The sequence below is a fragment of the Spirosoma radiotolerans genome (genome assembly GCF_000974425.1).
Taxonomy (GTDB): Bacteria; Bacteroidota; Bacteroidia; order Cytophagales; family Spirosomataceae; genus Spirosoma; species Spirosoma radiotolerans.
In genome coordinates this window covers 5,990,397-6,006,267 of sequence record NZ_CP010429.1, presented here as the reverse complement: position 1 = coordinate 6,006,267, position 15,871 = coordinate 5,990,397, and the positions used below count along the sequence as shown (strand labels likewise).

Below are 15,871 nucleotides of genomic sequence, written 5' to 3'. Positions count from 1 at the left end.
CTTTGATGCGTAAAGTTTTGGGATAACCGTGGTCTCTTACGCTCACTGGTTTTATAAACTGGCAAGGGCCTGATAAGGGTTAGCCAAAAAACGGTTCATAGCTCGTCAATTCTTATAAACTGATATCCTTTTCGCTGAAAATCAGTCAAGAACTCGTCCAAGTGCGAATAGAGTTTGTCTGTTCGGGCGGGTGCCGTACCCAAGTGCATCAACAAGATAAAACCGTTCAATCCAGCCGGTTTTTGCTGTTCATACGTGCGAATAGATTGCAGAATGGTTGCACTGCTTCGGTAGTTCCGATCCGTAGGGATGGTGTAATCGGCATGGCTAAGTGTACCCGGCGTATAGTTAACTAACTGAATTCCTTCTGCGTTGGTCCAGGTGGCAATGCTGTCATTATACCATTCATAGGGCGGTAAGAACAAGTTCGATTTGGATTTAGCCTGTCCATAATGATGTAGGACTTCGTAATTGGCCTGCAGATCAGCCTTAAATTGCGCCCGACTCACCAGCAAGCTGTCGCGCTTTACCCAGTCGCAATATAGCAGGTGTTGGTCGGAGTGAGGGCCAATGTAGTGTCCATCCTGCCTCAGTCGTTTTATCAGTGGAGAAAATGCAGGGTTGCGCAAAAAACGTCCGGTTAGAAAAAAAGAAGCCCGAACGTGATGCTTCCGCAACGTTCGGGCAATGGTTGATCCGCCGTCGGCAAATTCATCGCCGGTGAATACCAGTGAAAATCGACGGGCGGTGGTATCGCCCCTGATTTTTGCCCCTTTAAAATACGTTGATTTCGAGTCAGTAACAGGTTTGGCAACTGGTTTGTCGACGGGCCGATTGACTTTTTTAGAACTGTGGGCTTTGCCAATAGTCGTTCGCTTTTCGGCCTGTTTGGCTGCCAGGAGGTAAATGAGCGAGGCCGTACCATCCATAGTTGGTTCGTTGGTGCTGTAATCGCCATAGTCGTCGTGATAGACCGCTACTGAACTCTGGAACGAAGCATATTCATCGGGTTCGTGCAGGGTAATGCCAATCAGGTTTCCGTAGATGCTGCCGCGCACAGGGCCGTCCACAAGTCCGCCATCAATGGGATAGTTTTTCAGGTGTGAAAAGGCGGAATGGGGGTCTGATGGGGTGTCGGCATTGGCCGGCAAGCCATAGACAAAACTCGTTCCCCAGGGATTGCAGCCAAACAGCCAGTCGAAGTTGGCCTGTTCCAGAGCCATAAATTGATCGTCGTGAGTGAGTTGACGATACCAGAAGCATTGAGTGGCGAAAGATGTGGTCAGGTTATTGCTGCACCAGGTAAAAGGAACACCCCGGTAAAATGCATTTTTACGAGCCCGCTGCCAAACCAGCTCGATTCCCGATTTGTAAAAATCAGTAACAGTTTTTCGAGTATGGGCGGGTAGCTGTTTCGCCAGTTCCGCGTGACCAATATTGACAAACGGATACCACTGATAATGCCGCGCCGTGTCATTCAGCATCCAGGGAGTAACTGGCTCCCGGTGGGCGAAGGCCAAAGCAGTGTTACGTAATAAATTGGCCTGATCGCCAGTTGGCTCCGTCGCATTGAGCAGCTCAACCGTGGCCAATTCCATGTCATCAGTATAATTATCTTCTTCATAAAAATAGGGCGCCCGCCCCGGAGCCGTCTGGCAATTTCCGGGCTTTGCTAAGCCCAGCCGGTAGGCAGACTGTGCCCGCTGCCGGAGTTTGTCGACGTATGCCTGGTTGACATAGCGAGCTTTATGATTCCGCAATAACTGATACCCAAGTGCGAAAGCACTGCTTACTTTTCCGGCTGTGGAGGCCGTGCCCGTTGCCCGGTTTTTGTACTTGAATAATCCTTGCGGCTGACCAGTAGCAAAGTAAACAGGACGCTCGGCTCCTTTGCCATACATGCTGTCCAGCCTGGGAATCCGCATCGCCGAGTGATCCCGGTCGTCACCCAACTGATTAAATAACCACGTGTCGGTGGGATGCATTTTCAATAACCAGTCGAGCCCCCACCGGGCTTCATCCAGCACATCGGGTTGTCCATTAGCACCCGGTAAACCATTCGTCTGAACCTGATCGCCAAAGGCCGTCGGAAAGTCACGGGCCGCAGCCAGCAGGTGGTACGTCGCGTTGGCGGAGGTTGTTACATACTGCAAGTAATCCGAGGCATCGTGCCAGCCCCCCGACGCGTCGATGTGGGTGCTATCGGGCATGGGGCCATACATGGTATAGCCATCATGGGTATGGCAGGAGTCTTTCAGGAAGGGATTGTAGCCGCTCCGCTGCTGGCGCATATACCGCAAACAAAAATCGGCCGCTCCGGCATAAACATCCTCGCCAATGCGAAAACCTGGAGACCGGGCACCGTCGGCCGTGCGCAGGTAATACCGGCCGGGCCTCTGAAAGGCCGAGAAATCCAGCCGATAGGTTTCCTTAAACGCACCATACGCACCAAACGCCCGCCCCGCCGAAAGCTGTTGAATCACTTGGTTTGTCTGTTCATCAACCAGATCAAAAGTAGCTACCGTTTGTCCGGTCAGGCTTCCCCAGATAGCTACTTTTGGACTACCGGGTCGATAGCCAAGCAAATTTATCCGGATTACTGCCGATGCCCCATCATGCCTTGTGACAGATAATAAGCCAAAAAGCAAAGCGGTCATAAGTGCTAATCGAACAAGCATAGTTTTGGTAAATGAAAAGTTCGTCTGGTCAGGCTGTCAACGTTAAAATGAGCCATAAACCTGGCTAGTAGGTGAAGTGGTAAAGCCCATTGGGTGGTAGAAAGGATTTCTGGAACGATTTTTTATCGTGCGCTCACTTATATCTTCTTCAACAACCCCATTATCATTTCCTCAAAATACGCTCCGTTGTAGGGGCCGAACCAGTTCATGTCGCGGGTTTCGTAGGTCGTACGATTGTAATACCGGTCGGGGGTTACGTAGCCAATGTAGCCGCCATCGAAGCTGGTGACCATCAAGTTAACGCCTTTCTGGGTAGCTAGTGGTTTAAAGTCGGCTACGAACTCGCCTGAGTAATCGCAGGGTGTACCGAGGAGTACGGTTTTTCCAATGCGCAGGGCTTTCAGATCGGAGGGGTAGTCGCCATAGACGGCATAAAAGAGCCAGGGGCGTACCCGCCAGTTGCCAATAACGCGTGGATGCGGTTCGCGCAATCCCAGCGGAAGCGTCAGCATGGCCAGCGCACTATCGGGTTTGGTCTGAATTTGAGGAACTGTCCGTTCGATGCGAAGCGCCAGATCGCCGGCATAATTGCGAATCTCCTGAAAGTCGGTTTTGCCACGCGCCTGTGGACCGGTGCTGCCAACGGCCCCCGCCATAAATACGGCGAAATCAGCGGATTTCTTTTCGAGTCGATCTACCAGCGAACCGGGATAATCGCGGCTGAGGTAATTCCACATACTATCTTCGTACAGGGTTGCGTGACCGGCAAACGTACATAGCAAGGCCGATTCGCCAGTTACTTTCCTTAGCTTCAGCAAGCGAATCATACCGTCGAGTGGCTGGGTTGGCCCCGAAAAACCGATGCGATTGTAAATGTGGTCGCTGGCGTCGGTTTGACCGAATCCTACCTCTACCGGAGCCATGTTGCCCTGCGCATCCCGAATGGCGGTCAGGATACCGTCGGTCACGCGGGTCACGATTTTTTCGTCGTAACCACCGGCAATTAACTGGCCGACAATGCCCGGTGCCCAACCGCCCACGCTGTTGTGCGAGTGAATAGCGCCCATGTAAACGTTCTCCCAGCGCAGTCCCAGTTCAGGCAGGCGTTTTTTTAGCGCTTCAACCACTGTTGGGGGCGTAATCAGCAGGTCGAGGCCCACTACAGCAACTTTGGTCCCGCCATTGTCGAGAACGATGGCGCGAGCAAAAATAGAGTCGGCCACCACGTGCCAATGCTTACCCCGCCGGGCGCCGTATCCACCTGTTGGCGTAGAGTAGGGGGGCGTAATGTTTGCTTTTGCCCAACCGGCCCGAAGCGGTGCTTTAGCCGCTGGTGGAGCGGGCAGTTGGGCCAGACGCGCTTTCGTTTGTGTATAATAGGGCATTTGCTGGTAGGGCGTCTCATCGACTGGGGCCAGACTAACGGCCAGAAAGAGCAGAATGAAGACAACGAGCCCCAACAGGACTTTCAGAAGGATACGGATAAATTTCATAAGGCTTGCGGCCAACGCGAACGAATTTACCTGCAAGCAACAAAAAAAAGCGACGGAAGGGAAAGCAGTACAAAAAAAGGCACCGGAGAAAATCCCCGATGCCTTCCGTCACCCTGCCGGTTTCCCGGCCTCCCTATATATGAGTTTTACCCCAAGAACGGTGCGGCAGCCGCCAGAACCTGATTTTTGGTCAATGGTTCGTCGAAGGCGCCACGGAAATTGTCATCCGTAATGCCCGTCACATTTGGCAGTGTTTTCAGATTTACACCGCCCTGTGTGAATGTCGTTTGGGTTGGGTCAGAAACCCAGCCTTTCATACCCAGTATCCGGCGAACTTCCGACGCGTGCCGGGCTTCAACGGAGTGAATCTGAAGGGCAGTTTGCAAAATACCCTTGTCGTTGATCAGGTTACCGGCCTGGCCTTTGTAAGCCTGAACGCCTGTATCTTCGAGAACACGAGCTGTAGCCAGGAAGGTAGCATAGGTCGCAAATGTACCCGCTGGATATTTGAACGTTGGCTTTGCCGGAGCGGCCGCGCCTAAAGCTCCTTTCAGCAGAGCAACGTGTGCCGTTTCGTGTTTGCTGATCTGGTTGATAACGGCCTGATCAGAAGCCGGAACCAGACCTGCTGTTGATAGTCCCGTGCGGTAAAATTCGTCCTCAAGGTACTCGAGTGTGAGGGCAAACATCAGCACATCGATAGCTGCCTGCGAAGGGGCTGTCGATTGCGCAAGGGCTTTATTTAAACTAGCGGCAACCAGCGTTGGAATACCGGCTGCTGCCAGCTTGGAACCAAATTTGAGGAGATTCCGGCGAGAATAGAAGCTGTAACGTTCGCTGATTTCGGGATCAACCTTTTCGATATCGGAAATTAACTTAAATAGATTCATAGCGTTGTGTCGGTTTACTTGGGAAGATTGGTGGCCGTGATTTGTGTTTTCACATACTTCTGCGCAGTGGGCAGCACAACAGACGGTGCGTTCGACGCATCGAGTCCGGAGCTTGGCGTGACCACATCGTCGCCAGCGAAGTCGGCTGATTTTGGATTCAGCAAATCACGGATAGCGGCTGCGTGACGCGCTTCTACCGATACAATCTTACCCGCCAGAGCCAGGTAATTCACGTCTGTAATCAATGGACCTGCACCATTATAAGCCGATACGCCCAGATCTTCGAACGCTTTAGCTGTTCCCAACACACTGGCCCGGTCACCGAAATTGATGCTGGTGAAATTCGGTACCAGGTCGGCAATGCGGTTGGCGGCCGGAATAGCCGCTTTGAAGAATTCGCGGTGAATGATTTCGTGATCACGAATATCGGTCAGAACAGCTTTTTCCGCATCTGTCATACCGCTGTAAGGCGTAGTAAGAACCTGTGTGTAGAAAGCGGCTTCCAACTGCTCGAGGGCAAACGCGTAGTTTAAAATACCAACATCGCCCGTTCCCAAATCAACTGCTGCCATTACAGTTGTTGGGTTTTCTTCGCCATCCTTACAGGATGCCAGAATGACGCCCCCCGCAGCAAAAGCGCCTGCGTAACGCAGAAATAACCGACGACCAACCATTACCGGCTCTAACTGGCCTGGAAGCATGGTCAGGCCGGATTCATTCTGTTGCTTGCTCATAACGTAATATAATCTAAGTGTGTCAATACAACTGCTATTTAACCAGACAGTTCGACACACTTACGGCCTCCTCGCTAATTTGGATTTATTTTAATGAAGAAACTGGCCGGAGGAATGTCTTCAGGAATAGGTCACATTCTGCTTATACGAGTAATCTGGACCAAAAGCGGGATGGTTAACGAATGCGTTTAATATCCTTGTTTAATCCATCTTTTTCATTAAGAAAGCTGGAGATCAACGCTGTTTAGCTCCTCATTGCCAGTGACCGTTGTACGAGTGCCTTGCGCCAACTGGCTTTAACCCTATTAAGCTGCCAAGGGATATTGATGTCCATAAGTTATAATTAATATATAAATAGGTTACTATAAAGGGCAATTCACGTCTATAAATCGCACTATTCCTTTGATCTAAAAGCCAGTCGCTACAGGTGCATATAACAGATTAAGGCCTTATCAGAGTGCATATCCAATGTTAATCTTAATAATAGCGTGAGATCGAAAAATCATGACTTCTGGTTTTTTAACGCTGTCTTCCCAGCGCTTGAACGTGGCCTGTGCAAACGTCAATCCTATATCCTTATGTACAATAAAAGGTCACTTCTGTCAGAGTAACTAATAAATCACAGCCTGGACAGCCAATAAGCCTTGTTGGTTTTATGATTCAATGATTGTTTGCTCAAATAAAATGAGACTACTAGTTATCGGAGGGTGCCATACTTATGGATTTGGGATCGAATCTGGAAAAGGGTTCGTTCAACAAGTAGCCTCAGCATTAGGCAGAACTGGACAGGACCTTATTCTTGATTATTACGCGCCTGCCAAAATGAGCCACATTAGGCCATTATTGGCCAATTTAGATGCTCAGCTGAACCAATATGATCTTATTTTTCTCCAACCAGGTCATTTTGAGGTAATTCATACGTATTTCCGAGAGCTTTTTCAACCACTGTTGGTCGGCTCGAATACAGCGGTTTATGAGGGGCATTGTGTAATCGATCACCAGAGTCAGCCCATATCGGTTCATGTGTTTCATGAAAAGTTACTGAAAGACGCCGATAAAGTATTTGAACCTCATTATAAGCCGACCGGTCGTAGGGAACGCCTGCGTCGGTTGGGAAAACAGGTAATTCTGGAATTAGCGTATAGGTTTGGACGCATCGATCGGCTGACCGATATGAGACAGATGTTAAACGATGCATTAACTGCCCTAAGCACCTGTCGGAGTAAGGTTATCCTGATAACACCTATGCCCGTCTGTGACCCATTTATGAATCAATTACGACGCATGGCCAGCGCGATATTTATTAAAGAAGGAGAAGCCGCTGGGGTCACTGTTATTAATTCATTTTCCTGTCTCAATCTACCTGATGCGGTTCTGTTGCCGGACGGATGCCATTTAAATTCCTTCGGCCATGCCCAACTGGCGAAGGCCATCTTACTGGCTTATGAGCGGATGGATGTACTACCTCAACAGCGGAGTGAAGCCACGATAGGGGACAGGATAGACTATTACGGCGAATTACAATAAGTGATAAAGCAGGCCTACTGGTCAAGGTTAATACAGTTGATAATCAAACGGCTACAGGTTCTTACTTTATTAAATAAGACAGATGGAGCAATGGCTGTTTTTGGCCAATGCAGGGATGATGTTATCCACACCAATGTTTCATCTTATCTTTGCATGTCAAAAACTACCCTCATCAACATCGTCATCATTAACTTGCGCTAATCGAGTTGCTGTCTTATCGATGGCCCGCTCGCTCGCTCTCACTCTTTCGCTTTCGTAGTAATGCAGGTTCTTAAATTTGGCGGTACCTCGGTAGGGTCCGTAGAAAGTATAAAGCAAGTTATCCAGATTATTGACAACCATCGGCAGAATGGTGACCAGATAACGGTTGTTTTTTCGGCGATGGGCGGCATCACCAATCAACTGATCGAGATCGGTCGCATGGCTACATCGGGAGAAACCGACTACATGGAATTGGTTCGGCGAATTGAAGATCGCCACTTCAATGTGGTTAAGGCGCTGATTCCCGTAAAAGAGCAGAGTAAAGTATTTGCCCATGTTCGGGGTATCATCAACGAGCTGGAAGATTTGTTGCGGGGTGTTTCGCTTATTCGAGAGCTATCACTGCGCACCCACGATCTAATTACCAGTTTCGGCGAACGCCTGTCGACAACGGTCATTACCGAATGTGTGAAGAGCCGGGGTATTCCGGCGCAGTATTGCGATGCACGCAAAATCATTAAAACCGACGACCAGTTCGGGCAGGCTGAAGTAAATTATACCCTAACCAATCAACTTGTTCAGGAACATTTTGCCAAGGCTACTGAGCTTCAATTGGTAACGGGTTTTATTGGCTCAACCGAAAAGAACGAGACGACAACCCTGGGACGTGGTGGTTCCGATTATACGGCCTCCATTCTGGGGGCGGCTCTGAACGCAGAGGTCATCGACATCTGGACTGACGTCGATGGCATGATGACCGCCGATCCGCGCAAGGTGCCCAACGCGTTCAATATCCCGACTATCACTTATGCCGAAGCCATGGAGCTTTCGCATTTTGGGGCCAAAGTGATTTATCCCCCCAGTTTGCAACCGGCTTTTGCCCAGAATATCCCGGTCCGGGTACTGAATACGTTCAACCCGACGCACCAGGGCACCATCGTTAGCCGCACAGCCGAACGTCGTCAGTATACAATAACCGGCATTTCGAGTATCGACGACATTGCCCTCGTAAATGTACAGGGCTCCGGTATGATTGGGGTGGCGGGCGTGTCGGCCAAATTATTTGGTGTATTGGCCGCGCACAAAATCAGTGTTATTCTAATCTCGCAGGCATCGTCGGAGCACTCGATTTGCTTTGCCATCGACCCGCGTGGCGCCGAAAATGTAAAGTCTATTCTGGATACCGAATTTGCCGCTGAAATCGCACACGGGCATATCGACAACATTGCCATTGAGCGCGATTTGTCGGTCATTGCTACGGTTGGCGAGGGCATGAAGAAGAGCTCCGGTATTGCCGGGAAACTATTCTCGGTGCTAGGCAAAAACGGGGTCAATATTGTCGCGGTCGCGCAGGGTTCGTCGGAGATTAACATCTCCGTCGTAATCAACAAAAACAACCTGTCCAAGGCGCTCAACTCACTGCACAACATCTTCTTCCAGTCCGAAGCGCGGGTACTGAATTTATATCTGGTTGGGACAGGGCTGATTGGTAAAACGCTGCTGAAACAGATTTTCGATCAGTCGGAATACCTACGCACGGAGAAATTGCTGAAGGTTTGTGTGGTTGGTATGACGAATACCAAAAAGATGGTGCTCGATACCAAAGGGGTGGCGCTGGATGGCTGGCAGCAACGTTTGCTTACAGACGGCGTAACGACGTCACTACCGGCTTTTGTGGAGAAGATCAAAGACTATAACCTGCCCAATTCGGTGTTTATCGATTGCACATCGGACAAAGACATTGTGCAGTTCTACGAATCCTTGCTGGATGCCAATATCTCGGTCGTCACGCCCAACAAAGTAGCTAATTCCGGCTCCTACAGTGAATATCGGCGGTTGCAGCGTACGGCCTTGAACCGGGGCGTTAAGTTTCTTTATGAAACCAACGTGGGCGCTGGTCTGCCCATCATCAATACGGTGCAGGGGTTGATGACCTCGGGTGATCGTTTCCTAAAAATCGAAGCGATTCTATCCGGTACGCTGTCGTTCATCTTCAACACCTTCCAACCCGGCCTTTCGTTTGCCGACGTTGTGCGGGAAGCCAAAGAGAAAGGCTATACCGAGCCCGATCCCCGCGATGATCTGAACGGTCAGGATGTGGCCCGCAAAATCCTGATTCTGGCGCGTGAAGCGGGTTTCCCTCTGGAGCCGGACGATGTAACGATCAATAACCTGCTGCCGCAGTCGTGCCTGGATGCGCCCACGATTCCGGCGTTCTTTACGGAGCTGGAACGTAACAATGATTACTTTGAGAACTTACTGCGTGAAGCGCACGAGCGGGGAGAAAAGCTGCGATTCGTGGCCAGTTTTGAGAATAATAAAGCAACAATCGGCCTGCGGCCGGTCGACGCGGATCATCCGTTTTATCAGCTAACCGGTGCCGACAACATCGTTTCCTTCACCACCGAACGGTATAAAGACCGGCCGCTTGTAATCAAAGGGCCAGGTGCTGGTGCCGAAGTAACTGCCTCGGGCGTATTTGCCGATGTGGTGAGTATCGGTAGTTATTTGGCGTAGGTGTTGGTTGTTCTTGTACTAGATAAATTACCGGTAAGCCACCAAAACTTCGTAAATTCGTAAACGACAATTCCTCTTCGCTGTTTTGACTGACATCCCGCAACAAGCACTCATTGAACGTATTCGCGACATTGGTCATCCCGAAGCGGTCCGGCGGTTCTTTGGGTTGCTAAAGGAGTTGATCGACATTGTTAACCTGCCCAATGGTGATGCCCGACTGGCGTTTACCGTACGACAGGAGAAAACGGCTATCATTGCCAATATTAATTATTTTCAGGCCCTTCGTATTCAGCGACCACGCCGTGTAGGTCCGCGCGGTGCCGAAGTAGAATATCACCTGACGGTTAAGAAATCCTGCCAGGATCGGCTGAGTAGTATAGAAGAGCTGGTTTTCGAGCCATTAACCGAGAAGTCCGATTATCTGGCCGTCATCATTGGGCAATCGAATGTCCATTTGCTGTATCAGCCTGCTCTGCGAACCTGCTGGGAAGACTGCCTGCTCGAACTGGTCGAGAGCAGCAAGCGGGGCCCGCACTCTGCCCGGCATAACACCGATGTATATCGGGCGGCCGAAGACGAAGCTTTCCTGACGGAGTTGATGCGGCTTGCTGATGACCCAACCCTCAGCGACCGTTTTCCGAATGGCCTTGCGGTTGAGGAGCCGGAAGCAGAATATGACGTTGAACCGGGAAAGCCTGCTCAGCCACAAAACCTGATCTTGTTTGGGCCTCCCGGTACGGGGAAAACATTTGCGCTACAGCCGTATCTACGCGAAAACAACTCGTTTATCACCTTTCATCCGTCCTACAGCTACGAAGAATTCGTAGAGGGTATCCGACCTGAAGTGTTTAGCGGGCAAATGAGTTACCGGATTCGCAAGGGCATTTTCCATAAAGCCTGTGTCTCTGCCGTTCAGCAGGCGGGGTACAGTACATTGGCCGATTGCCTGCACGACTCGCCGGAAAACCGAAGCCGGAAGCTGAAAAAAGCGCCCGCTTATTATTTGCTGATCGACGAAGTCAACCGCGCCAATGTGGCCAGCGTGTTTGGTGAGCTGATTACACTCCTTGAAACCGATAAACGACTCGGTGCTGAAAATGAGCTCTTGTTGACGTTACCTTATTCGCAGGAGCGGTTTGGTGTGCCGTCGAATCTGTTCATCGTGGCTACCATGAATACCACCGACCGGTCGATTGCCTTGCTGGACATTGCTCTGCGACGCCGGTTTTCGTTTCGCGAAATGCTGCCTGATCCGACGATTCTGGGCATAATTGATGATGTCGATTTAGGTCAGCTACTACGCACAATCAACGAACGGATTGAGTATTTACTTGATCGTGATCATCAGATCGGCCATGCTTATCTGACCAGCGTCGAAACCCACGCTGACCTTTGTGAGGTGTTTCGCGATCGAATCATTCCCTTATTACAGGAGTATTTTTTTAACGATTGGGAAAAGATCCAGTTAATCCTGGGCGACAATCCCGCGTGGGGGAAAGATCCTGACCTGCGCCTGATTCGGATTAAAAAGAAATACACCACTGTAGCAGCCAGCAAGTTATTCGGGGAAACGCCAGATTCGATAGACGAAATGGTTACCTACGAAATTAATTCCAACCTACAGACGGGTGATTACGAACAAGTGCCGACTGACACGTTCGTCAGGATTTATCAGAAGCCGTAACGCGGTGGTGTGGCATTCCAGCACCCTGTTCTCTTAATGAGGCATGAGCATTATATTGGCAGTAACGCGGACAGGTTGTCTCCTTTATAAAATGAAAAGTCATTATCCTAGCGGACAGGGTGTCCGCGTTACTTATGAAAGCACTCGTTCTTACTCAATACAATCAGCTCGATTTACAGGATGTGCCTAAACCAACTATTCGACCCAACGAGGTATTGGTGCGAGTAAAGGCCGTCGGGATTTGCGGCTCCGATGTGCATGGCATGGATGGAAGTAGCGGTCGACGCATTCCGCCCATCGTCATGGGCCATGAAGCCAGCGGAATCATCGCCGAAGTGGGCAGTGACGTGCGCAACTGGGCCACTGGAGACCGCGTTACCTTCGACTCAACAGTATATGCCCTCGATGACTGGTATAGCCGACGGGGACAGTATAACCTCAGCGATGGCCGCGAAGTCGTGGGTGTATCAACGCCGGACTTCAAGCGCAATGGTGCCTTTGCCGAATATGTCTCGGTGCCACAACATATCTTATACGCTGTTCCCGACAATGTCAGCTTTACCCAGGCTGCTTTAGTTGAGCCGGTGGCGGTCGCCCTACATGCAGTTAGTTTGACGCCTATTCAAATCAACGATTCCGCAGTGGTCGTTGGGGCTGGCATGATTGGCCTTTTTGTTATTCAGGCGCTCAAACTGGCGGGTTGTGATACGATCATCGCCATTGATCTGGATGAGGATCGGCTCGCCCTGGCGCAGAAGCTGGGCGCTACACATACGATCAATGCCGGAGTAACTGATCCTCAGCATGGCGATGTGCTAACGCAGGTTCAAAATCTCACCCACGGGCGTGGTGCTGATGTTTCCTTTGAAGTTGTCGGAGCAGGGCCAAGCGTCAAAACAGCCATCGACTGCGTTCGGAAAGGCGCTACCGTGACCCTAGTGGGTAATCTGGCTCCAACGGTCGAGATTCCGTTGCAGGCCGTTGTGACCCGGCAATTGCGGTTGCAGGGCTCCTGCGCCATCAACGGCGAATACGAGGCCGCGCTGGCCCTGATTTCATCCGGTCGTATTAATGTCGGAGCCATTCTGAGTGCTGAAGTGCCACTGGAAGAAGGCGCTGACTGGTTTAAACGACTCTACGACAAAGAAAAAGGATTAATTAAAGTAGTCCTGAAACCGTAAAAAGCGGCAACTTATGGGGCCGGTTTATACTGCGTAATCCGGTCTCCAGTTTGCAGTTCCAGCAACGTATCGTTCAACGCCAGAATCTGCGCATCTGTGCTGGCGCCACAATAGACGGTCGGGCAGGCAGGAAACTCCGCGTACTGAATAAATACTCCTTTTCGTTCGAATCGGCTTCCGGCACAGCAGGGCGTTGCCGTCACAACGCTGTCTTTGTAGTAAATGACCGTTCCATCCTGCCGATATTCCAGATCATAATACGTGCCCGGAGTCTGCATCGTCCAGGTAGGGCTGCTCACATCGCGGGTTTGGTAAACCTGCCACCGTTTGAAGAGCAAAACCGCTGGCCCAATGGTGGCCTCTTTCTGGCAAGCCCCGAACACAACAGGCATCAACGAGAAGACGAATAACCACCGTTTCATATACTTTTGCGCTCTTTTGAGTAGAAGACCTTCAAAAAACGCATTTCGTTGGAATACGTTTTAAAACTATGCCTGATCCCATACGCATTGCCATCATTGGCCCCGGTAAAGTGGCCCACCTCCACGCGAAAGCCGTTTTGGAAACACCCGATGCCGAATTAGTTGCCGTTTATGGCCGGACCTATCAGAAAGCAGAAGACTTCGCCAATCAGTACGGAATTCGCGCTTACAGCGATGTGTATGACATGGTCGACCGGGAGAATGTTGACCTGTGCCTTGTTTGCACAACGCACCCGGCTCATCGTGAACCTACTGTGGCGGCTCTTAACGCCGGGTCGCACGTGTTGGTCGAGAAACCACTGGCGTCGACGCTCGAAGATTGTGATGCCATGATCGAAGCTGCCAAACGCAATAACCGTCAGTTGGGCGTCATTAGCCAGCGCCGGTTTTATGAACCCAGCCAGCGCATTCGGCAAGCCATTGATGCGGGTAAACTAGGGACACCGGTTCTCGGAACGATTCAGATGCTAGGATGGCGCAGCGAGGCCTATTACCAAAGCGATGCCTGGCGCGGAACCTGGGCCGATGAGGGTGGGGGCGTTCTGGTCAATCAATCGCCCCACCAATTGGATTTGCTGCTCTGGTATATGGGCGAAATTGACGAAGTGTTTGGCGTTTGGCGCAACCTGAATCACCCTTATATCGAGGTAGATGATACGGCGCTGGCCATCGTGAAATTTAAAAATGGCGGCCTGGGCAATATCATTGTCAGTAATTCGCAGAAACCCGGCATATTCGGAAAGGTCCATGTACATGGGCAAAACGGCGCATCGGTGGGTGTGCAAACGGATGGCGGAGCCTTGTTTATTGCCGGTATGTCGACCATTACCGATCCACCCGTCAATGACCTCTGGACAGTACCGGGCGAAGAGAATTTACTGGCCCAGTTCATTGCCGATGATACCGCCTTCTTCAACACAATCGACGCGACCGTTCATTATTTTGGTATTCAGATCGCTGAGTTCTGCGACGCTATCCGGGCCGGTCGGGCGCCTTCCGTAACGGGCGAGGATGGGCGTAAGGTCGTGGCTCTCTTCCAAGCTATTTATGAATCAACCCGGACGGGCTCACCTGTAAAATTTTAAAATAACAAACGACTAAGGGGAGTTGGGAGACGATAGGAGTTACTATTTCCTATTGTCTTCCAACTCCCCTTAGTCGTTTGTGGCCTTTAATTTGCTGGATCGGCGGGCGTGTTTGTGTTGTTGTTACGTTCCGTTAGCGGATACGGGAAGAAATTCCGGTTCCGTTCCGCGCCAGTTGCGCCGGGTCCCGGCCGATTGAACCGGCGGCTGTCTTCCAGACGGAAGCCCTGATAAGCCAGTTCAATCTGACGATTCCGGTAAATCTCCGTCAGGATAGCGTCGGCCGTTTGGGCACCCGAATAAGCGGGTAAGGCGGCTCCCAAGCCAAAGGCATCCTGAGCCGCTGTTTTCGTTAGCACCTTGTTCAGCGAGGTTACTGCATTTGCCAGATCACCTTTACGCGCATACGCTTCGGCCTGAATCAGCAAAACCTCGCCGGGCAGATAAACCGGGACGGCTGCGTTGTTGGCCGTATAAAATGCTGTCGCAATTACGGGCGCAACCGCCGGATTAGCACTTGCCTTGGTTAAGAAACCAATCCGTTTGTCGGCTGCATCGGGCGTCAGAGCACCCGTTAGGCCAAGGCTGGCATTGGTTGGCTGAAACACGTTCAGGTTACCAAAGGTGTATTCGAACAACGGGTTGCGGGTGTTGTCATCAAAGTTGAATACCGATTTTTTACTCAGATCAACTTTGGCCGCTGCCGCCAGCGCTTTGTCATAATCACCCGAAAACAGGGCATACCGGGCAATCAACGCCTGAATAGTGTTAGGAATATCAATACCGGTCACGATTTTTCCCGCAAAGTCAGCCGAAATGGGCGTACTGGCTACCTGCGTGGCTGCTGTCTCCAGTGTAGTGATCGCTTCTTTGAAGACCTGCGCCCGGGGCACAAATGGAACGTTATTTCCCGTTGTGACCGGCGACTGCTCGAAAAATAAGCCCAATGTACCCAGAGATAATGCCCGAAAGATCGACGCATACCCGACAATGCCGCTTTTCGTTCCGGCATCCGCCACTACACCCGTATTGGCCAGGATCAGTTCGGCGTTTGAGCGTACCAGGTGGCTTTGTGTCCAAAGGTTACGAACCACACTATTGATGTTATTAACGTTGCTGGCACCCAATGCCAGATTCGCTTCATCGGCATTCCCTGCATTTAAGACGAAGTCTTCCCGAGTTGTCAGGCCTGCACCGGCGGTGCTGGCATACAAAACGCTCAACGCCCCACCCGTTGTGTACCGGTATTGCAGCCCGTTGCAAAGCGTCATCAATCCGTCCGGCGAACTAACGGCCTGTGACTGACTGATGGAGCTAGGGTTCAAATATTCCTTATTGCAGGCGCTCTGCGTGAGCATAAGACCCGTAAGGAGGATTGGTATTAGTGTTTTTTTCATAA

Annotated in this window: 11 protein-coding genes; 5 read left to right on the top strand and 6 right to left on the bottom strand. The window is 50.9% G+C overall.

Annotation, left to right across the window (positions count from 1 at the left end):
• Positions 1-95: 95 nt before the first annotated feature.
• The 4 genes from SD10_RS24365 to SD10_RS24350 form a co-directional block, all read right to left on the bottom strand.
• On the bottom strand, positions 96-2,657 hold the full coding sequence (locus tag SD10_RS24365; RefSeq protein ID WP_046577521.1) for a glycoside hydrolase family 9 protein: 2,562 nt from the start codon (positions 2,655-2,657) through the stop codon (positions 96-98).
• A gap of 158 nt (positions 2,658-2,815) precedes the next feature.
• Positions 2,816-4,171 (bottom strand): neutral/alkaline non-lysosomal ceramidase N-terminal domain-containing protein, encoded by a 1,356-nt coding sequence (locus SD10_RS24360; RefSeq protein ID WP_046577519.1) that lies wholly within the window; start codon positions 4,169-4,171, stop codon positions 2,816-2,818.
• A 146-nt stretch (positions 4,172-4,317) separates the two neighbouring features.
• Entirely contained in the window at positions 4,318-5,061 is a 744-nt protein-coding gene (locus SD10_RS24355) for a ferritin-like domain-containing protein (protein ID WP_046577516.1), read from the bottom strand.
• A gap of 14 nt (positions 5,062-5,075) precedes the next feature.
• Positions 5,076-5,795: a ferritin-like domain-containing protein gene (locus tag SD10_RS24350; RefSeq protein ID WP_046577513.1), complete on the bottom strand. Its 720-nt coding sequence runs from the start codon at positions 5,793-5,795 to the stop codon at positions 5,076-5,078.
• 684 nt (positions 5,796-6,479) lie between these two features.
• Between SD10_RS24350 and SD10_RS24345 the strand changes: the two genes are divergently transcribed.
• The 4 genes from SD10_RS24345 (at position 6,480) to SD10_RS24330 (ending at position 12,905) form a co-directional block, all read left to right on the top strand.
• Positions 6,480-7,322, top strand: a complete 843-nt coding sequence (locus tag SD10_RS24345; protein ID WP_046577511.1) for an SGNH/GDSL hydrolase family protein — start codon at positions 6,480-6,482, stop codon at positions 7,320-7,322.
• A gap of 261 nt (positions 7,323-7,583) precedes the next feature.
• Positions 7,584-10,040 carry a bifunctional aspartate kinase/homoserine dehydrogenase I gene (thrA, locus tag SD10_RS24340; RefSeq protein WP_046577509.1) on the top strand — a complete coding sequence of 819 codons (2,457 nt, stop codon included), beginning with the start codon at positions 7,584-7,586 and terminating at the stop codon, positions 10,038-10,040.
• Positions 10,041-10,125: 85 nt separating this feature from the next.
• Positions 10,126-11,724: an McrB family protein gene (locus tag SD10_RS24335; protein ID WP_227699058.1), complete on the top strand. Its 1,599-nt coding sequence runs from the start codon at positions 10,126-10,128 to the stop codon at positions 11,722-11,724.
• 134 nt (positions 11,725-11,858) lie between these two features.
• Entirely contained in the window at positions 11,859-12,905 is a 1,047-nt protein-coding gene (locus SD10_RS24330) for a galactitol-1-phosphate 5-dehydrogenase (RefSeq protein ID WP_046577504.1), read from the top strand.
• A gap of 11 nt (positions 12,906-12,916) precedes the next feature.
• Here the strand turns inward: SD10_RS24330 and SD10_RS24325 are convergent, their stop codons facing one another.
• Entirely contained in the window at positions 12,917-13,327 is a 411-nt protein-coding gene (locus SD10_RS24325; RefSeq protein WP_046577503.1) for a hypothetical protein, read from the bottom strand.
• A 68-nt stretch (positions 13,328-13,395) separates the two neighbouring features.
• On the opposite strand from SD10_RS24325, the gene SD10_RS24320 reads away from it, so the two are divergent.
• Positions 13,396-14,472, top strand: a complete 1,077-nt coding sequence (locus tag SD10_RS24320) for a Gfo/Idh/MocA family protein (RefSeq protein WP_046577501.1) — start codon at positions 13,396-13,398, stop codon at positions 14,470-14,472.
• Positions 14,473-14,558: 86 nt separating this feature from the next.
• Here SD10_RS24320 and SD10_RS24315 read toward each other — a convergent pair whose 3' ends face one another.
• The gene (locus tag SD10_RS24315; RefSeq protein WP_046577499.1) at positions 14,559-15,869 is read right to left on the bottom strand and encodes a RagB/SusD family nutrient uptake outer membrane protein; all 1,311 of its coding nucleotides are present in this window, start codon (positions 15,867-15,869) and stop codon (positions 14,559-14,561) included.
• Between the last annotated feature and the right edge of the window lie 2 nt (positions 15,870-15,871).